This is a genomic window from Auraticoccus cholistanensis (assembly GCF_009742705.1).
GTDB lineage: Bacteria > Actinomycetota > Actinomycetes > Propionibacteriales > Propionibacteriaceae > Auraticoccus > Auraticoccus cholistanensis.
Window position 1 is genome coordinate 639,220 of the sequence record NZ_WPCU01000005.1, and the last position, 18,898, is coordinate 658,117.

Sequence of the window (18,898 nt, forward strand, 5' to 3'; positions counted from 1 at the left end):
CGTCGTCGGTCAGGGTCGGTCGAGGTCGGATGGTCAGGGGCAGCGCGGCAGGGCCTCGGCGGCCGCGGGGTCGGCGAGCGCCTGCACCGCGGCCACGGCCTCCTCCAGCGAGGACACGGCGACCACCTGCAGGTCGGTGTCCACCTCGCCCAGGTCGCGGCAGTTGCCGGTCGGCAGCAGGAACGCCTGGGCCCCCGCCTGCTCGGCGCCGCGGATCTTCTGCTGCACGCCGCCGATGCGTCCGACCTCGCCGTCGGCGGTGATCGTGCCGGTGCCGGCCACGTGGCCGGTGACCAGCGGGCCGGGGGTGATCTTGTCGTAGATGGCCAGGCTGAAGACCAGGCCGGCGCTGGACCCGCCCACCCGCGGGTCGATGCCGAAGCTGACCTCGGCGGGGTACTCGTAGCCGTAGCCGACCTGCGCGCCGATGACGGGCACGGCCGCGTCGGTGTTGGAGCCGACGGTGGTGACGACCACCTGCTCGCGCTCGCCGTCGCGCAGCACGGTGAAGTGGATCTCGTCCCCCACCGACACCGCGCGGACGGCCTCGATGACCTCCTCGCGGGTCGAGACCTCCCGGCCCTGCACGGCCACCACCAGGTCGCCGGGGGTCAGCGCACCCTCGCTGGGACCGCCGACGGTGACGCTGGCGATCTGCGGGCGCTCGACCACCGGGACGTCGGCCGCGCGCAGGGCGGCCACCACCGCCCCGGTCTGGGAGTCGTCCATCATCTCCTGCTCCTCCGACTCCACCTGCTCGGCCGACTTGCCGGCCGGGTAGACGAACTCGCGGGGCAGCGTGTCGCGGTGCGGCAGCCAGTAGGCCAGCAGCGCCTCGGGGAGGGTGAGCCGGGCGTCGGGGCTGGTGATCGACAGCGTGGTCATCTCCAGCTGCCCCTCGGTCGGGTAGGTCTCGATGCCGCTCACCGCGATCGCGGGCTGGTCGCCCTCGTCGGCCAGCACGTCGTGGGTGCGGCCCGGGGTCCAGGTGACGAACCCGACCGGCACCAGGGCCAGCGCCACCGCCATGGCCACGAAGAAGACCGCGGCCACGAACGCGATCCGGGTCTGACGCGTCACAGGCCCACCCACTCCACGCCGCCGTCGGCCAGCTGCTGTTCCTTCCAGATCGGCACGCCGGCCTTGATCTCGTCGATCAGCTCGCGGCAGGCCGTCAGCGCGGGACCGCGGTGCGCCGCGGCCGTCACCACGACCACGGCGGCGTCCCCCACCTCCAGGTGGCCGGTGCGGTGCTCGACCCAGGCCCTGACGCCGTGCCGCTCGGCGACCTGCTCGGTGCAGCGGGCGAGCAGCTCGGCCGCCTGCGGGTGCGCGGTGTAGTCCAGCGAGCTGACCCCGGCGCCGTGGTCGTGGTCGCGGACCAGCCCGATGAAGACCGCCACCCCGCCGCACGCCGGGTCCCGGACGGCGGCGAGCGCGGCGTCCAGGCTCAGCGGCTCCTCGCGCAGTGCGGTGTGCCGCAGGTCGGTGGGCATGGCGCGACCCTACCCAACCCGGCTGAGGACGCGACCTGTTCGCTCTCAGCCGGAAACCGCGGCGAGCCGTCGCGAGGGCTGGGCCGATCTTGCCGGGAGCGGGTTGAATGGGTGCGCGTCGTCCCCGACGCCCAGAGGCACGCGAGGAGTGAGTGAGATGGCCGACGACCAGTCCCGCGACGGTTCGGAGGACCCGGACCCGGGCGAGGAGAGGCGTGGCGAGGGCTCCGGCTCCCAGCCCGGCAACCCCTTCGAGCAGCTCTTCGGCCAGCTCGGTGGCGGCCAGGACATGCAGCAGATGATGGGTCAGCTGCAGCAGATGTTCTCCCAGCTCGGCATGGGCTCGCTGTTCGGCGCCGGCCCGGCCCGCGAGGGCGTCGACTGGGCGCAGGCCAAGGACATCGCCCGCAAGGTGACGGCGGGTCTGGGACCGGACCCGACGCCCACCTCCGCGCAGCGCCAGGCCGTCGCCGACGCCGCAACGCTGGCCCAGACCTGGCTGGACGCGGCGACCGCCTTTCCCGCGGCGGAGGCCGCGCCGCCGGCGGCGTGGAGCCGGGCGGAGTGGATCGAGGGCACCATGCCGGTCTGGCAGCGGCTCGTGGAGCCGGTGGCCGAGAGCATGGCCGAGGCCACCGCCGAGGCGATGATGAGCGCCGGCGGCGAGGACGACCCGGCCAACCCGCTGGCCGGGATGGCCGAGATGCTGCGCCCGATGCTGCGCAGCACCGGCACCACCATGTTCGGGGTGCAGCTGGGTCAGGCGCTGGGGCACCTGGCCACCGAGGTGCTGGGCGTGAGCGACATCGGCGTGCCGCTGACGCAGTCGCACCAGATCGTGCTGCTGCCCAGCAACGTGGCCGCCTTCGGCGAGGGGCTGACCGAGTCCAGCACCGACGTCACCCTCTACCTGGCGCTGCGCGAGGCGGCCCGGCAGCGGCTCTTCGCCGACGTCGGCTGGCTGCGCCCCCAGCTGCTCGCGCTGGTCGAGGAGTACGCGCGCCACATCCGCATCGACACCTCGGCCATCGAGAACGCGGTCGCCGAGCTCGACCCGACCGCGATGGACCCCGAGAGCCTGCAGAAGCTCAGCGAGCAGGTGCGCGGGGAGCTGTTCGAGCCGCAGCCGACCCCGGAGCAGCAGGCGGTGCTGACCCGGATGGAGACCCTGCTGGCGCTGGTCGAGGGCTGGGTCGACGAGGTCGTCGGACAGGCGACGGCCCCGTGGATGCCCGCCGCGCAGGCCCTGGGCGAGACCGTCCGGCGCCGGCGCGCCACCGGCGGGCCCGCGGAGCAGACCTTCGCCAGCCTGGTCGGGCTGGAGCTGCGTCCCCGCCGGCTCCGCGACGCCGCCAACCTGTGGGCGGCGCTGCGGCAGGCACGGGGCGTCGAGGGCCGCGACGCGGTCTGGAAGCACCCGGACCTGGTGCCCGACGCCGCCGCGCTGGACGACCCGCTCGGCTTCGTCTCCGGGGCGGACACCGCGCCGGACGCGCCCACCGACGACTTCGACGCCGAGCTGGCCCGCCTGCTGGGCTCCACCGGGGACGAGCCCGGTGAGGGCGGCGGCGGTGGAGGGCCCGAGGGGCCGGGCGAGGACGACCCCGAGCCGCCGGCGGACCGGGGCTGAGCCCCGCCCGCCGCGCCGGTCAGTCCGCGTCGACGGGGCCGGCCGAGCCCCGTGCCTGCGCGTCGGCCCAGCCCTGCAGGTAGCCGCGGGCCTCGGCGGTGCGCGGGTAGTGCTGGACCAGGCGCCAGAACGCGTCGTCGTGCTGGCCGTGCACCAGGTGCGCCAGCTCGTGCACCAGCACGTAGTCCACCACCCAGTCGGGCAGCTGCTGCAGCCGCCGGGACAGCCGGATGGTGCCGCTCGCCGGGGTGCAGGAGCCCCACCGGCGCTGCTGGTTGTCCACCCACACCACCGACCGGGGCCGGGGCGCCGACCCCAGCACCGGGTCCAGGTGGGCCCGGGCCAGGTCGTCGGCGCGGACCTGCAGCTGGGCGTCGGTGGTCGGAGGTGCCTGCCGCGACTCGCGCCGCTCCACCCGGCGCACCATCTCCTCGACCCAGCGCCGCTCCTCCGCCGAGCTGAGCCGTGCCGGCACCACGACGACGATCCGGCCCGACTCGCGGAAGGCCGTCACGGTCTTGCGACGACGGGCGCTGCGCCGCACCTCGACCTCGGGCAGGGCGCGGGGCTGCGTCGTCGCGTCCGGGCCGGAGGTGCTCACGGCACCGACGGTAGTCCAGCCACGTGGCCGCCGAGCCGGCCCCGGGCTTCGGCGCGTCGCGGTCCACAGGGTCGTCCACAGTGTCCACAGCCCTCGTCCACAGCCTTGCCCACGTCGTCGTGCACAGCCCTCCCGGCGCCAGGGCCGACACGCCGCACCCCCTTGACCGGGTGCGGGTCTGACGCCTAACGTCATGGCGACGAAGACCCCCAGATGGTCGGGCCGCTCGGAGGGGAAGCCGAGCGAACCCGGAGTTCCTGGGGGTCTTCTCACGTCCCGGGCCCGGCGTGCCGACCGGCTGTGGACAACCGGCGGCGCGCCGCGGCTGGTGTGACGCACAGTGGCGCCGTGCGCCCACCCGTCGACGACCCGCTGCCCCCGCACCCGCGACTGCGCTCCGGTCTGGTGGTGGTCCCCCGCGACGGCGGCGAGGTGCAGCTGGGGGTCGGTCCCGACGCCGTGCTGCTGCAGGGCGCCGACGACGACCTGGTGCAGCTCGTCGCGCGGCTGGACGGGACCCGGTCGCTGCGGCGGCTGCGTGAGGAGCACCCTCGGGCCGCCGAGGCGGTGGCCGTGCTGGCCCGCCACGGGATGCTGGAGCCGGTGGCCGTCGACTCCGGTCCGGTGCTCGTGGTCGGCGCCGGGCGGCTGGGCCGGGCCATCGCGCTGCGGCTGGCCGACGCCGGCGTGCCGCTGCTGCTCTGCGACCCCGAGCCTCCTCAGCCGGGGCTCTACCCCGACCCGCCCAGGGCCTCCGCCGCCGCCTCCCTGCGGGCGCTGCTGGAGGCGGGGCGGGCGTCCGGGCCGTGGTCGGGCCGGAGGCGCCCGGTGGTCGGGGAGCTGGCGCACTGGTCCGAGCGGAGCCACCCCGAACCCCGGCTGGCCGTGGTGGCCCTGGACCGGGTGGAGCCGGACCGCGGGCTCACCGACCACCTGCTCCGCCGCGACGTCGCCCACCTCCTCGTCCGCCCGCTCGACGGCGGCGCCCGCGTCGGTCCCCTGGTGCTGCCCGGGCAGTCCTGCTGCACCCGCTGCACCGACCTCTACCGGCGCCGCCACGACCCGGGCTGGCCCCGGGTGCTCGCCCAGCTGGTGCGCCGACGTGCCGTGGTGCCGGAGCTGGTCGCGGACTGGTGCGCGTCCGTGGCCCTGCCCTCGCTGCTGGCGGCCCGGCAGGAGGGGACGCCCGACCTGCTCGGTCGCACCCTCGACCTCGACGTCACCGGCTGGACCACCCGGCTGCGACGCTGGCCCGCGCACCCCGGGTGCGGGTGCGACCTGCAGGCCCTGCAGCCCTGAGCGCGCTCCCGGGCCGGGTTCGGCGTGGCTGCCACAATGGCGCCATGAGCGACGCCGACGACCGCCGACCTGCTGCGGCGGACCGGGTGCGGCAGGGCCGCCGTCAGCGGCCCGCCAGCGGGGGCCTGCGGCCCGCGGAGGACCTGGCCCGGGGGGCGCTGAGCCGGGGCGCCCGGCTGATGAGCATCCCGCTCGGGCTCGCCGGCCGTCGCACCCTCGACCTGGGTCGTCGTCTCGGCGGCGCGGACCGGGAGGAGCTGGGCGAGGAGGCGCGGCGGCGCACCGCCCAGCAGCTCTTCACCGTGCTCGGCGAGCTCAAGGGCGGCGCCATGAAGATGGGGCAGGCGCTGAGCCTGTTCGAGGCGGTGCTGCCCGACGACGTGGCCGCCCCCTACCGCGTCCACCTCAAGCGGCTGCAGGACTCCGCGCCGCCGATGCCGGCCGCCCGGGTGCACGCCGTGCTGCGACGTGAGCTGGGGCCGCAGTGGCGGGCGATGTTCCGCTCCTTCGACAACCGGCCCGCCGCCTCGGCCTCCATCGGCCAGGTGCACCGCGGCGTCTGGGAGGACGGCCGCGCGGTGGCGGTCAAGGTGCAGTACCCCGGTGCCGACGAGGCGCTGCGCAGCGACCTCAAGCAGCTCGGCCGGCTGGCGCAGCTGGTGGCGCCGCTCGCGCCCGGGATGGACGTCCGGACGCTGGCCGCCGAGCTGGCCGAACGGGTCTCGGAGGAGGTCGACTACGAGCTGGAGGCCCGTCACCAGCAGCAGGCCGCGGTGGGGTTCGAGGGCGACCCGGAGTTCCTGGTGCCGCACGTGCTGGCCCACACGTCGTCGGTGATGGTGAGCGAGTGGGTGGACGGGCCGTCGCTGGCCTCCGTCGCCGACTGGCCCGACGAGCAGCGCAACGAGGCGGCGCTGCGGTACGTGCGGTTCCTGTTCGCCGGTCCGAGCCGGGTGGGCCTGCTGCACGCCGACCCGCACCCGGGCAACTTCAAGGTGCTCGACGACGGCCGGCTGGGGGTGGTCGACTTCGGTCTGGTCGCCCGGCTGCCGGACGGGCTGCCGTCCGACATGGGACGGCTGCTGCGGCTGTGCGCCGACGGTGACGCGGCGACGACGGCGCAGGGGCTGCGGGAGCTGGGGTTCCTCACCGGCGACGTGGACCCGCAGCAGCTCTTCGACTACCTCAGCCCTTTCGTGGAGCCGGCCCGGGTCGAGGAGTTCCACTTCACCCGGAACTGGATGCGCGAGCAGTTCGCCCGGGTCAGCGCCGCCCGCAGCAGCGAGGCGGCCCGGCGGCTGGCGCTGCCGCCCTCCTACCTGCTGATCCACCGCGTCTGGATGGGCGGCATCGCGGTGCTCTCCCAGCTCGACGCCTCCGAGCGGTTCGCCGACGTGCTGGAGGAGTTCCTGCCGGGCTGGGCCGAGGCCGCCTAGCGCGCGCCCTCAGCCTCGGGGGCGACGCGGCGGGCGGGGACAGGGAGCGGGCCGGGCGCGGACGCGGCGTCCGTCCCCAGGCCTGCTCCCTGCCCCGCTGCTGCTGCCCGACCCGGCCCCGAGGTCCGGGCCGGACGCGAGGTCGCTGTCACGCCGCCCGCTCCTTCTTGAACGGCGAGGGGGCGACCTCGATACGCGGTGCCGGCTCGTCGGGCCGCGGGTGCTTGCGCGGGCGGCCACGGGGACGCTTGCGCGGCACCACGACCCCGTTCACGAGCAGCTCGCCGCCCCACACGCCCCAGGGCTCCTTGCGCTCCAGCGCCCCGGCGAGGCACTCCGCCTGCAACGGGCAGCCGGAGCAGAGCTGCTTCGCGTACTCCACCTCGGCCGGGGACTCGGCGAAGAAGATGTCCGGGTCCACCTGGTGGCAGGCCAGCTCGACCGTGGTCTCGGGCAGGGCCGCGAGGAGCAGCGGAGGTATCTCGTACAGCGTGGCGGTCATGGTTCTCTCCCTGATGTGTCGTTTCCTGCTGGTGGGGATCCGGTCCAGGAACACGAAGGCCGTGGTCCCGGGTGCTGGGACTCACGGCCTGGAGAGGGCTGATGAAGAGCTACATCAGACGTCTTGGCTGTGGGTCCGCAGCGGTGGTGGCGTCGAAGCCGGCCACGAGGGTCGAGCCACCCATGGCACCGGCGCCGAAGGCACCCTGGACGGGGTGCTTCACGGCGCGACGGGACTGGGCGTACTCGTCCCCTGCGGGGACGGCGGTCGGCGCGACGGAGGTGGCGACGAGGTCGACCCCGCGGGTCTGCCAACGGGCGGAACGGTCCATCAGGTGGCAGAGGGAGGACGGGGTGGACGGCGAGACCGCCTTCGTCATCGTGGTGATGTCCACGTCGCTCACTCCTCTCTCTGCGCGGCGGCCCGGAGGGGATCCGGTCCGCGTGGTGAGGCACACCTCGGCGGTGTGCGCTGATCACACTAGGGACGCCGTACGGGGTGCCGCAACCGATTTAGCCACCCGGATCGAGAAATTTTCTCAGCCGGTGGAGCGGACCAGCTCCAGCACCTGCTGGCCGTACTTCTCGACCTTGACCCGGCCGAGCCCGGCGATGCGGTAGAGCTCGGCCTCGCTGCCCGGCCGGGACTCCGCGATCGCCACCAGGGTGGCGTCGGTGAAGACGCAGTAGGCCGGCACCCGCTGCTCCTCGGCCTGCCGCCGACGCCACTCCCGCAGCTCCTCGAGGGTGTGCTCGTCGAAGCTCGAGGGGCAGTCGGTGTGGCGGCCGAGCTTGCGCTCCCCCGCGTCGTGCAGCGGACGGGAGCAGGTGCGGCAGGTGGCGCTGAGGACGCTCCCCCGGCGCTGCCGCGGCCGGGGCGCGGCCGCCGCCGGGGCCTCGGCCAGCGACCGGGGCAGCACGGGGGCGAGGAAGCGGGACGGGGACCGTCCCGCGGATGCGCCGGAACGGCGCCGCGACCAGGAGATCCGCAGCCGCTCCCGGGCCCGGGTGATGCCGACGTAGAGCAGCCGGCGCTCCTCCTCGAGCTGGGCGGGGCTCTGCGCCAGCACGAACGGCAGGGTGCCCTCGTGGACGCCGACCAGGGCCACCGCGTCCCACTCCAGACCCTTGGCCGCGTGCAGCGTCGACAGCGTCACCCCGTGCGCCACGGGGGCGTGCTGGCTCGCGGCCCGCCGCTCCAGCTCGGCCACCACGTCGGCCAGCTCGACGCCGGCCTCGGCGTCGACCAGGTCCTCGGCCACGGAGAACAGCGCGGCCACCGACTCCCAGCGCTCCCGGGCGGCGCCGGCGCCGCGGGGCGGGGTGGGGGCCCAGCCCGTCCCCGCCAGCACGTCGCGCACCTGGCGCAGCACCAGCGGCTCGTCCTCCTCCGGGCCCGGTGCGCCGGCTCCTCCGGCCCGGGCGGCGACCCGCAGCGCGCCGAGGGCCTGGCGCACCTCGGGACGCTCGTAGAACCGCTCGGCGCCCCGCACCAGGTAGGGGATGTCCCGGTCGGCCAGCGCCGCCTCGAAGGCCGGGGACTGGGCGTTGACCCGGAAGAGCACCGCGACCTCGCGCAGGTCGACCCCCTCGGCGACCTGCTGCTGCACCCAGTCCGCCACGGCCTCCGCCTCGCCGACCTCGTCCTCGGCGACCGCGAACTGCGGGCTGGGACCGTCGGGGCGCTGGGCCTGCAGCGTCACCGCGCCCAGCTGGTCCCGCGCGGCAGCGCCCCGGGCGCCGATCACGGCGTTGGCCACGCCCACCACCTGCGGGGTGGAGCGGTAGTCGCGGACGAGGCGGATCACCGTGGCGCCCGGGTGGCGGCGGGCGAAGCCGGTGAGGAAGTCCGCGCGGGCGCCGGCGAAGGAGTGGATGGTCTGCGCGGGGTCACCCACCACGCAGAGGTCGTCGCGCTCGCCGCACCACAGCCGCAGCAGGCTCTCCTGCAGCGGGCTGACGTCCTGGTACTCGTCGACGACCAGGTGGCGGTAGGTGCGGCGGACCTCCTCGGCCACCTCGGGGTGGTCGGCCAGCAGCGAGACCGTGCAGAGCAGGATGTCGTCGAAGTCGATCCGCTCGCGCTGCCGCTTGAGCTCCTCGTAGCCGCTGAGGACCCGGGCGACCGCGGTCGGCTCCAGCCCGGACACCTCGCGGCCGCGGGCCGGGGCCACGTCCGGGTAGTCCTCGGGCAGCACGTTGGAGAGCTTGGCCCACGAGATCTCGGCCAGCAGGTCGCGCAGCCGGGCGGTGTCCCCGCCCAGCTGGAGCCGGTTGGCCGTCTCGGCCACCAGACCCATCCGGTTCTCGGCCACCGGCGGCAGCTGCTGGCCGGTCACCCTGGGCCAGAACCACTGGGCCTGCCGCAGCGCCGCGGAGTGGAAGGTGCGTGCCTGCACCGCCGGGACGCCCAGCTCGCGCAGCCGGCCGCGCATCTCACCCGCCGCCCGTGTGGTGAAGGTCACCGCGAGCACCGCGCCGGGGGCGTAGACGCCCGTCGCGGTGCCGTAGGCGATGCGGTGCGTGATGGCGCGGGTCTTGCCGGTCCCGGCCCCCGCGACCACCGCCACCGGGCCGGACAGCGTGGTGGCCACGGCGCGCTGCTCGGGGTCGAGACCCTCGAGCAGGCACTCGGGCTCGGCCAGGGCACGCTCGGTCACGGAGGTCACCCTATGCACGGCCACGGACAGGACGCGGACCCGAGCCGCCACCCGCGGCGGCCGTGGCCGGGGGGAATGCCGCGAGCGCCCTGGAGGTTTCCCCGGCATGACCGACGTGACGATGTACACCACCACCTGGTGCGGCTACTGCGCCCGCCTCAAGACCCAGCTCAACCGCCAGGGCATCACCTTCGAGGAGGTCGACATCGAGGCCCACCCGGAGGCCGCCGACATCGTCGCCCGGGTCAACGGCGGCAACCAGACCGTGCCGACCCTGGTGTTCTCCGACGGCTCGAGCGCCACCAACCCCAGCGCCGCACAGGTCGCGCAGAAGCTGGCCAGCCTGCGCTGAGCGTCGGCGCGGCGGAAGTGTCACCGCCGTTGCCTAGGGTGGGGCCCACCATGACCCAGCAGCTCCAGGACGGCCTGTTCGCCGTCGACGAGGCCGTGACGGCGACGACGCCGTGCGGTGCCTCCCCGCCCGGCGGGGTGCCGGGCCTGGTGGTGCACCGGGCCGTCCGGGGCGACCTGCTCGCCGACGGGCTGGCCGACCTGCTGCGTCACCCCGTCGAGGGGGCGGACCCCTTCGAGCGCGAGGTGGTGTGCGTGCCGACCCCGGGCGTGGAGCGCTGGCTGGCGCAGTCGCTGGCCGAGCGGCTCGGCGAGGCCGGCGAGGGCGTCTGCGCCGGCATCGAGTTCCCGACCCTCGGCCGGCTGCTCGACCGCTCGGTCCGCGAGGCCCTGCAGGAGGCGGCCGAGCTCGACGCCTGGCACCCCCGCCGGCTGGTGTGGGCGCTGCTGTCCGCCTTCGACGAGGTCGCCGGCGAGGGGTGGTTCGCGCCGGTGGCCGACCACCTCGGTACCGAGGACGACACCGGGGCCCGGACCGGGCGCCGGTGGGCCACCGCGCGCCGGCTGGCCCGGCTGTTCGCCGCCTACGCGGCCGAGCGCCCCGCGATGCTGGACAGCTGGGCCGCGGGCGGCGACGCCGGCTCCGACGGCTCCCCGGTCGAGACCGACCTCGCCTGGCAGCCCCGGCTGTGGCGGGCGGTCGCCGCCCGGGTCGACGCCCCCGCACCGCCGGCGCGGCTCGAGGCGGCGCGGGCCGCGCTGCGCGACCACCCGGAGCGCTCGACCCTGCCGCGTCGGCTCTCCGTGTTCGGGCCCACCCGGATCGACCGCCGCCAGCTGCTGCTGCTGGAGGTGCTGGCCCTGCACCGCGAGGTGCACCTGTGGCTGCCGCACACCTCGCCCACGCTGTGGGGCCGGGTGGCCGAGCAGCTGGCGGGCGAGCCCATGCCCCCGGCCGGAGCGGTGCCGCGGGGTCCCGCGACCGGGCCGCTGTCCCCCGGCGGCGCCCGGCACCGGCTCAACCAGCGGCTGGGCCGCGACCAGCGCGAGCTGCAGCTGCTGCTGTCGACCCTGCCCACCCGCGACGCCGGCTCCCGCGAGCCCCGGCTGCCCACCACCCTGCTGGGCCGGCTGCAGGCCGACGTGGTCGCCGACCGGGCTCCCCGACCGCCCGCCGAGCGCCCGCTGCTGGCCGCCGGCGACACCTCGGTGCAGGTCCACTCCTCCCACGGCCCCGACCGTCAGGTCGAGGTGCTGCGGGACGTCCTGCTGGCCCTGCTCGCCGAGGACCCCACGCTCGAGCCGCGCGACATCGTCGTGATGTGCCCCGACATCGAGACCTTCGCCCCCCTCATCCAGGCCTCGTTCGGGCTGGCGGTCGACGACGAGGAGGTCGCCGCCCACCCCGGCCACCGGCTGCGGGTGCGGCTGGCCGACCGCTCGCTGCGCCAGGTGAACCCGGTGCTGGAGCTGCTGGTGAGGCTGCTCGACCTGGCCCGCTCGCGCGCCGAGGCCGCCGACCTGGTCGACCTGGCGGTCACCCCGGCGGTGGCGCGCCGGTTCGGGTTCCGCCCCGACGACCAGCCCCGGCTGGCCGAGCTGGTCGAGCAGTCGGGGATCCGCTGGGGCATGGACCACCTGCACCGCGCCCAGTTCGGCATGGCGGCCTTCCCGCAGAACACCTGGGCGGCCGGGCTGCAGCGGATGCTCCTCGGGGTGGCGATGAGCGAGGACGGCCAGCCGAGCATCGGCACCGTGCTCCCCCTCGACGGCGTGGACAGCTCGGAGGTGGAGCTGGTCGGCCACCTCGCCGAGCTGGTCAGCCGGGTCCGGGCGGCCGTCAGCAGCTTCTCCCGGCCGCAGACGGTGGTGGAGTGGGTGCAGGCCTCCCGGGCCGCCCTGGAGTCGGTGACGGCCGTCGGCCCCGACGAGCAGTGGCAGCTCACCCACGCCTTCGCCCAGCTCGCCGACCTGGCGGGCGAGGACGTCGCCGAGCCGGCGCCGCTGCTCTCCCCCGCCGACTTCCGGGCCATGCTCGCCGACGAGCTGCGGGGACGACCGACCCGGGGCAACTTCCGCACCGGGTCGCTGACCATGTGCACGATGTCGCCGATGCGCTCGGTGCCGCACCGGGTGGTGTGCCTGCTCGGCCTCGACGACGGCGTGTTCCCCCGCCGCGGCGCCGTGGACGGCGACGACGTCCTCGCGCGGGCCCCGATGGTCGGCGACCGCGACCGGCTGAGCGAGGACCGGCAGCTGCTGCTGGACGCGGTGATGGCGGCCCGCGAGACGCTGGTGGTCGTCCACTCCGGGGCCGACCCGCGGACGAACGACCGCCGGCCCGACGCGGTCCCCCTGCGCGAGCTGCTCGACGCCCTCGACGAGACGGCCCGCACCCGCTCGGGGCCGGTCAGCGAGGCGGTGCGGACCCGGCACCCGTTGCAGCCCTTCGCCCCCGCCAACTTCACCGTCGGGCCCGGGCGCGAGGAGCCGCTCAGCTTCGACGCGGTGGCCCTCGACGGCGCCCGCGCGGCGGTGGGACCGCGTCGCCCCAGGCCACGCCTCGAGCTGGCCGAGCTGCCTGCGGTGGCGCCTCCGGCCGACGTCGAGCTGGTCGAGCTCAAGCGGTTCCTCGCCCACCCCGCGCAGGCGTTCCTGCGGGCACGGTTCGGTCTCGCCGCCCGCCGCGACGAGGACGAGCGCGACGACGAGATGCCCATCTCGCCGGGGCCGCTGCAGCGCTGGGCGGTGGGCAACCGGGTGCTGGCCGGGGCCCTGCAGGGCCGCAGCTGGCACCGGCTGCGGCAGGCGGAGCTGCTGCGCGGCGAGGTGCCGCCCGGGCCGCTGGGCGAGCTGCTGCTCGAGGACGTCCGCCAGCAGATCGACGCCATCGTCGGCGCCGCCGGGGTCCGCCCCGACGAGCTGCCCGAGACCGTCGAGGCCCACGTCGACCTGGGCGAGCAGACGCTGACCGGAGCCGTCGGCGGTGTCCGCGGCGAGACCGTGACCAGCCTGCGGTTCTCCCGGCTGGGGCCCCGCTACCAGCTCGAGGCGTGGCTGGACCTGCTGCTGCTCAGCGCCGCCCACCCCGGCACCTCCTGGCGGGCGCTGGCCGTCGGCAAGGTGGACCGGTGGTCGCAGCCGCTGCGGCTGGAGCCGGTGGCCCCGGAGCGGGCCCGCCAGCTGCTGCGGCAGCTGCTGCGGATCCACGGCGACGCCCTCACCCGTCCGGCGCCGCTGCCGGTCGCCACCGCCGAGGCCTACGCGCGGGCCCGCGCGGCCGGGCAGCAGGACGAGGAGGCGCTGGCGCAGCGGTCGGTCGAGTCGGCGCTGCGCCGCGACCTGGAGGGCGACGAGGCGTGGGCCACCCTGGTGGGCACCACGCTCGCCGACCTCACCGCCGAGCCGGCCGATCCCGCCCAGCGGGAGGCCTTCGGGGTGCGGCACCGGTTCGGTGCGCTCGCCCTGACGGTCTGGGGTCCGCTGCTGGAGCACCGGGGGCGCCGGTGACGACCACCAGCCTGCCGCCCGAGCCCGCGGGAGCCGCCCCGCAGGGCGCCGCCGCGGCCGAGGTCCCCGCCTTCGACGTGCTGGCGGAGCTGCCCTCGGGCACCTGCGTGCTGGAGGCCAGCGCCGGCACCGGCAAGACCTGGACGATCGCCGCGCTCGCGGCCCGCTACGTGGCCGCGGGGGTCGACCTCGGCTCGCTCATGATGGTCACCTTCAGCCGGGCCGCGAGCCAGGAGCTGCGCACCCGGATCCGGCAGCGGCTGGAACGCACCCGGGCCGTGCTGGAGGCGGTGGTGGCCCAGCAGACGCCGGCCGACCTGGACCCGGTGGACGAGCTGCTGACCACCGGCTCGGCGGACGCGCTGGCCACCCGGCTGCAACGGGTCTCCGCCGCGCTGGCCGACTTCGACTCCGCCACCATCGCCACCACCCACGAGTTCTGCCAGCGGATGCTGGACTCCCTCGGCGTGCTGGCCGACACCGACCCCGACGCCACCCTGGTCGAGAACCTCGACCAGCTCACCCGCCAGGTGTGCGCCGACTCCTACCTGCGGCTGTTCGGCACCCGTGGCGGCGGGCCCGAGGACGACGCCCCCCGGCCGCCGTGGCTGTCCTTCGACGACGCGCTGGCCATCGGACGGGCGGTCGTCGAGGCGCCCAGCCTGACCGTCGTCCCCGAGGACGACCCCGACCCCCAGGTCAGCGGCCGGGTGGCCTTCGCCCGCGAGGTGCGGGCCGAGGTCGCCCGCCGCAAGCGGCTGATGCGGCTGTCCACCTTCGACGACATGCTGTCCGGGCTGGCCGACACCCTGGAGCACCCGGTGCACGGCGAGGCCGCCCGGGCCCGGCTGCGCGAGCGCTACCCGGTGGTGCTGGTGGACGAGTTCCAGGACACCGACCCGGTGCAGTGGCGCATCGTCCGGCAGGCCTTCCACGGGCACTCCACGCTGATCCTGATCGGCGACCCGAAGCAGGCCGTCTACGCCTTCCGCGGCGCGGACGTGCACTCCTACCTGGAGGCGGTGGTCGAGGCGCAGGCCACCCACACCCTCAGCCGCAACTACCGCTCGGACCCGTCGATGGTGCGGGCGGTGATGGCGCTGTTCGAGGGCTCCGCCCTCGGCGACGACCGGATCCTGGTCCGGGCGGTGGAGCCCGGGCTGCCCGCGGACCGGCTCCGCAGCCACTCCGGCCGCTACCCCACCACGCCGCTGCGGATCCGCAGCGTCGAGGGCCGTCCCGGTCGCGTCGGACCGGTGCGCCAGCAGGTCCAGCAGGACCTGGTCCGCGAGCTGGGCACGCTGATCAGCAGCGACGCCGAGCTGTGCCTGGACGGCGCGTGGCGCGGGGTGCGGGCCAGCGACGTGGCCATCCTGGTACGCGCCCACGCCCGCGCCGAGGAGCTGCGGCTGGCGCTGGCCGAGGCCGGCATCCCGGCGGTGGTCAACGGCGGCCGGTCGGTCCACGCCTCCCCCGCCGCCGAGGCCTGGGTCACCCTGCTCGAGGCCCTGGTCGACCCGCACCAGCGCTCGGTGCGCGCGGCCGCCGTCACCCCGCTCGTCGGGTGGACGCTGAACCGGCTCGCCGCCGCCGACGACGAGGAGCTGAACGAGCTGCGCCGCCGGCTGCGGTCCTGGGGCCGGCTGCTGGAGCAGCAGGGCGTCGCGGCGCTGCTCGAGGCCGTCTCCGGCGAGCAGCAGCTGGCGGCCCGGCTGCTGCGGCTGCCCGGCGGGGAGCGCGAGCTGACCGACCTGCGGCACGTGGCCGAGGGGCTGCACCAGGTGCGGACCACCTCCGGGCTGGGCACCTCGGCGCTGCTGGCCTGGCTGCGCGAGCGGATCCAGCAGGCGCACGCCGACGGCGACGAGCGGTCGCGGCGGCTGGAGACCGACGCCGAGGCGGTGCAGATCCTCACCTACCACCACAGCAAGGGGCTGCAGTTCCCCATCGTCTACCTGCCCTCGGGCTGGGACCGCTGGCTCGACGAGGACACCGGCGCGGTGCTGCGGCTGCACACCGAGACCGGTGAGCGGGTGGTCGACGTCGGCGGCCCGCAGGGGCGCGGCCGCGCGGAGCGGTTCGCCCGCGCCCGCAGCGAGGACTCCGGGGACGACCTCCGGCTGCTCTACGTCGCCCTGACCCGGGCCCAGTGCCAGGTGGTGGCCTGGTGGGGGCCGTCGGCACGCAACACGCCGGCCAGCGCGCTGCACCGGATGCTGCAGCGGGAGCGGACCCGTCCCCACCCCGACCCGGAGTACCCGCCCGACCGGTCGCCGACGGCCCTGACCGGTCTGCCCCGCCGCCTGGTCGCGCTGGAGACGGTGGCCGACCGCGGCGTCGCGGTACGTCGCGACGGCGACGAGAGCCGGGCCGGCGAGCTGCGGGTGCGCCGCTTCGAGCGCCAGCTGGACACCCAGTGGCGCCGCACCTCCTACACGGCGCTGACCGCCGCCGCCCACGGTCCCGCCCCGGTGGAGGCCGGGGTGGCCAGCGAGCCGCTGCGTCCCCGCGAGGACGACGAGCCCGACCCCGCCACCGGCACCGGGACGGCGGCAGCCCTCCGGCCGGACGAACCCTCCTCCGACGGGCGGCTCGGCCGGCTCTCCCCGCTCGCCGACCTGCCCGGCGGCACCGCCTTCGGGTCGCTGGTGCACACCCTGCTGGAGTACGCCGACCCCACCGCCGACGACCTGGTCGGGGAGCTGACGCGGCTGGCCGCCCACGAGCTCGCGCGGCTCCCCGCGGCCGGCTTCGGGGCCCGGCAGCTGGCCGAGGCGCTGGTGCCGGCGGTGCGCACGCCGCTCGGCCCGCTGGCCGACGACCTGACGCTGGCCGACTTCCGGCCCGCCGACCGGCTGCCCGAGCTCGACTTCGAGCTGCCGCTGGCCGGCGGCACGGTCCCCGGGCCCTCCGCCACCCTGGCCGACGTGGCCGACTGCCTGCGCCGCCACCTCCCCGCGGGGGACCCGCTGGCCGGCTACCCCGGACGCCTGGCGGAGCCGGGCCTGTCCGAGCAGACGCTGCGGGGGTTCCTCACCGGCTCCGTCGACGCCGTGCTGCGCCTGCCGGGAGGACGGCCGCGGCACCTCGTGGTCGACTACAAGACCAACTGGCTCGGCCCCCGCGACGGCACGCCGCTGGTGCTGGGCCACTACACCGCGCCGGCGCTGGCCGAGGCGATGATGGCCTCGCACTACCCGCTGCAGGCGCTGCTGTACTGCGTCGCCCTGCACCGATTCCTCCGCTGGCGCCTCCCCGGCTACCGCCCCGAGGACCACCTCGGCGGCGTGCTCTACCTGTTCGTGCGGGGCATGGCCGGCCCCGAGACCCCGCGCAGCGAGGGCGTCCCCTGCGGTGTCTTCTCCTGGCGGCCGCCGGCCGCGCTGGTGGTCGAGCTGTCCGAGCTGCTGGCCGAGGGTCCGGCCGCCGGATCCGCCCGCGAGCAGGAGGTGCCGCGGTGAGCGCCCCCGCCCCCGAGGTCGCGGTCCGCGCCACCGGGCTGCTCGCGGAGTTCAACGCCCGCGGCGTGCTGTCGGTGGCCGACGTCAACGTCGCGGTGACGCTGTCCCGGCTCTGCCGGGAGCCCGCTCCCGAGGCCGCGCTGGCGCTCGCGCTGACCGTGCGTGCGCTGCGCGGCGGCTCGGTCTGCCTGGACCTGACCACGGTGACGGAGGAGGTCTTCGACGTCGACGAGGCGATGGTGGACACCTCGAGCCTGCCGTGGCCGGAGACGAGCAGCTGGCTCGAGGTGCTGCGTCGCAGCCCGATGGTGCAGGTCCACCCCGAGGACGCCGGGGTCGGCGTCGGCGCCGACGAGGACGGACCGGCGCGTCCGCTGCGGCTGCTGGGCAGCCGGCTGTACCTGGACCGCTACTTCGCCCACGAGGAGTCGGTGCGGGCCCAGCTGACCCGGCGCCGACGGGCCACCCCGCCGGTGGTCGACCTCGACCGGGTGGAGGCCCTGCTGGACCAGCTGTTCGACCGCACCGACCTGGCCGAGGACGAGCCCAGCTGGCAGCGGATCGCGGCGGCCAACAGCGTCCTCAACTGGGTGTCGGTGGTGGCCGGGGGGCCGGGCACCGGCAAGACGACCACGGTGGCCAAGGTGCTGGCCACCCTGCAGGCGCTGCACGGCGGGCGGCTGCGCATCACCCTGGCCGCGCCGACCGGCAAGGCCGCCGCCCGCCTGGAGGAGGCCGTCCGCGCCGAGTCCGCACGGCTGCCCGAGGCGCTGCGGGCCCCGCTGGCCGGGCTGAGCGCCGCCACCCTGCACCGGGTGCTGGGCTGGCGCCCCGACTCCCGCACCCGTTTCCGCCACGACGCCGCCAACCCGCTGCCCTGGGACGTGGTCGTGGTCGACGAGATGTCGATGGTGTCGCTGCCGATGATGGCCCGGCTGCTGGAGGCGACGCGGTCCGGCACCCGGGTGATCCTGGTCGGCGACCCCGACCAGCTGACCTCGGTGGAGGCGGGTGCGGTGATGGCCGACGTCACCCACGCCGAGTCCAACTCCGCACCGGTCCCCGCCGACGACGTCCGCCTGGTCGCGCTGCGCCACGTCCGCGCCGACGACCGCCCGGGAGCGGCCGGGGCGATGTCGCCGGACGACCCGGCGCAGGCCCGGACGCTGGGCCCGGTGGTCCGCGGTGTGGTCGAGCTGACCCACACCTGGCGGTTCGGCCACGAGATCGGCGCCCTGGCCCGGGCCGTCCGCGCCGGGGACGCCGACGCCGCGCTGGAGGTGCTGCGGGCGGGCGGCTCGCACGTGGGCTGGGTCGAGCAGGACCTGTCGGCCACCGACCCCGACGACCTCGCCGCGCTGCGGGAGTGCGTGCAGCGCGCGGGACGGGCCGTGGTCGAGGCCGCGCGGGCCGGCGACGCCGCCGCGGCGGTGCAGGCGCTGGAGCAGCACCGGGTGCTCTGCGCCCACCGGGCGGGTCCCTACGGCGTCACCCGGTGGGGCCGCACCGTGGAGGAGTGGCTCGTGCGGGCGGTGCCGGGCTACGGCGCCGAGGGCGAGTGGTACCTCGGACGGCCGCTGCTGGTCACCGCCAACGACCCCGAGATCGGGCTCTACAACGGCGACACCGGCGTGGTGGTGCGGGCCGGGCGCGGGCTGCAGGCGGCCTTCGCCCGCGGGCAGCAGCCCACCCTGCACCCGCTGATCCACCTCGACGCGGTGCAGTCGGTGCACGCCATGACGGTGCACAAGGCCCAGGGCAGCCAGTTCAGCGAGGTGACCTTCGTGCTGCCGCCGCTGGACTCGGCGCTGCTCACCCGCGAGCTGCTGTACACCGCGGTCACCCGCGCCCGCGAACGGGTCGAGATCATCGGCACCGAGGACGCGCTCCGCCGTGCGGTCGAGCGGCCGGTCAGCCGGGCGTCGGGGCTGCGTCAGCGGCTCTGACCGCGCC

The 18,898-nt window shown here is 76.2% G+C and carries 13 protein-coding genes; 7 read left to right on the forward strand and 6 right to left on the reverse strand.

Translation table 11 applies throughout. The features are described from left to right. Positions 1-33: 33 nt before the first annotated feature. Complete coding sequence (locus tag GC722_RS08825) at positions 34-1,080, reverse strand: YlbL family protein (RefSeq protein WP_156609554.1); 1,047 nt, start codon at positions 1,078-1,080, stop codon at positions 34-36. Beyond that, positions 1,077-1,496 carry a molybdenum cofactor biosynthesis protein MoaE gene (locus tag GC722_RS08830; RefSeq protein WP_156609555.1) on the reverse strand — a complete coding sequence of 140 codons (420 nt, stop codon included), beginning with the start codon at positions 1,494-1,496 and terminating at the stop codon, positions 1,077-1,079. Before GC722_RS08830 ends, GC722_RS08825 begins: the two co-directional genes overlap by 4 nt. 157 nt (positions 1,497-1,653) lie before the next feature. On the opposite strand from GC722_RS08830, the gene GC722_RS08835 reads away from it, so the two are divergent. Beyond that, entirely contained in the window at positions 1,654-3,126 is a 1,473-nt protein-coding gene (locus tag GC722_RS08835; RefSeq protein WP_156609556.1) for a zinc-dependent metalloprotease, read from the forward strand. A 19-nt stretch (positions 3,127-3,145) separates the two neighbouring features. Here the strand turns inward: GC722_RS08835 and GC722_RS08840 are convergent, their stop codons facing one another. Further along, on the reverse strand, positions 3,146-3,727 hold the full coding sequence (locus GC722_RS08840; RefSeq protein ID WP_331714575.1) for a M48 family metallopeptidase: 582 nt from the start codon (positions 3,725-3,727) through the stop codon (positions 3,146-3,148). A gap of 348 nt (positions 3,728-4,075) precedes the next feature. On the opposite strand from GC722_RS08840, the gene GC722_RS08845 reads away from it, so the two are divergent. Both GC722_RS08845 and GC722_RS08850 read left to right on the forward strand, forming a co-directional pair. Further along, entirely contained in the window at positions 4,076-5,026 is a 951-nt protein-coding gene (locus GC722_RS08845) for a hypothetical protein (RefSeq protein ID WP_156609558.1), read from the forward strand. A gap of 44 nt (positions 5,027-5,070) precedes the next feature. Then, positions 5,071-6,462 carry an ABC1 kinase family protein gene (locus tag GC722_RS08850; RefSeq protein WP_156609559.1) on the forward strand — a complete coding sequence of 464 codons (1,392 nt, stop codon included), beginning with the start codon at positions 5,071-5,073 and terminating at the stop codon, positions 6,460-6,462. 148 nt (positions 6,463-6,610) lie between these two features. Here GC722_RS08850 and GC722_RS08855 read toward each other — a convergent pair whose 3' ends face one another. The 3 genes from GC722_RS08855 to GC722_RS08865 all read right to left on the reverse strand — a co-directional run bounded on the left by GC722_RS08855 (position 6,611) and on the right by GC722_RS08865 (position 9,623). Then, positions 6,611-6,964 carry a WhiB family transcriptional regulator gene (locus GC722_RS08855; RefSeq protein WP_156609560.1) on the reverse strand — a complete coding sequence of 118 codons (354 nt, stop codon included), beginning with the start codon at positions 6,962-6,964 and terminating at the stop codon, positions 6,611-6,613. A gap of 109 nt (positions 6,965-7,073) precedes the next feature. Then, positions 7,074-7,358 (reverse strand): hypothetical protein, encoded by a 285-nt coding sequence (locus tag GC722_RS08860; RefSeq protein ID WP_156609561.1) that lies wholly within the window; start codon positions 7,356-7,358, stop codon positions 7,074-7,076. Between the two features lie 144 nt (positions 7,359-7,502). After that, on the reverse strand, positions 7,503-9,623 hold the full coding sequence (locus GC722_RS08865) for an ATP-dependent DNA helicase UvrD2 (RefSeq protein ID WP_331714576.1): 2,121 nt from the start codon (positions 9,621-9,623) through the stop codon (positions 7,503-7,505). A 106-nt stretch (positions 9,624-9,729) separates the two neighbouring features. On the opposite strand from GC722_RS08865, the gene GC722_RS08870 reads away from it, so the two are divergent. The 4 genes from GC722_RS08870 to recD are packed head-to-tail and all read left to right on the forward strand — an operon-like array spanning position 9,730 to position 18,891. Continuing rightward, positions 9,730-9,975, forward strand: coding sequence for a mycoredoxin (locus tag GC722_RS08870; RefSeq protein WP_156609562.1), 246 nt, complete (start codon positions 9,730-9,732; stop codon positions 9,973-9,975). A gap of 50 nt (positions 9,976-10,025) precedes the next feature. Beyond that, complete coding sequence (gene recC / locus GC722_RS08875; RefSeq protein ID WP_156609563.1) at positions 10,026-13,484, forward strand: exodeoxyribonuclease V subunit gamma; 3,459 nt, start codon at positions 10,026-10,028, stop codon at positions 13,482-13,484. Then, positions 13,481-16,945: a UvrD-helicase domain-containing protein gene (locus GC722_RS08880; RefSeq protein WP_331714577.1), complete on the forward strand. Its 3,465-nt coding sequence runs from the start codon at positions 13,481-13,483 to the stop codon at positions 16,943-16,945. Before recC ends, GC722_RS08880 begins: the two co-directional genes overlap by 4 nt. Further along, positions 16,942-18,891 carry an exodeoxyribonuclease V subunit alpha gene (gene recD / locus GC722_RS08885; RefSeq protein WP_331714578.1) on the forward strand — a complete coding sequence of 650 codons (1,950 nt, stop codon included), beginning with the start codon at positions 16,942-16,944 and terminating at the stop codon, positions 18,889-18,891. Before GC722_RS08880 ends, recD begins: the two co-directional genes overlap by 4 nt. The last annotated feature ends 7 nt before the right edge of the window (positions 18,892-18,898 follow it).

Bases quoted from the DNA above. Each gene is read 5' to 3' on its own strand.
- GC722_RS08830 (WP_156609555.1), bottom strand. From the start codon at position 1,496: ATGCCCACCGACCTGCGGCACACCGCACTGCGCGAGGAGCCGCTGAGC.
- GC722_RS08835 (WP_156609556.1), top strand. From the start codon at position 1,654: ATGGCCGACGACCAGTCCCGCGACGGTTCGGAGGACCCGGACCCGGGC.
- GC722_RS08850 (WP_156609559.1), top strand. From the start codon at position 5,071: ATGAGCGACGCCGACGACCGCCGACCTGCTGCGGCGGACCGGGTGCGG.
- GC722_RS08855 (WP_156609560.1), bottom strand. From the start codon at position 6,964: ATGACCGCCACGCTGTACGAGATACCTCCGCTGCTCCTCGCGGCCCTG.
- GC722_RS08870 (WP_156609562.1), top strand. From the start codon at position 9,730: ATGACCGACGTGACGATGTACACCACCACCTGGTGCGGCTACTGCGCC.
- recC (WP_156609563.1), top strand. From the start codon at position 10,026: ATGACCCAGCAGCTCCAGGACGGCCTGTTCGCCGTCGACGAGGCCGTG.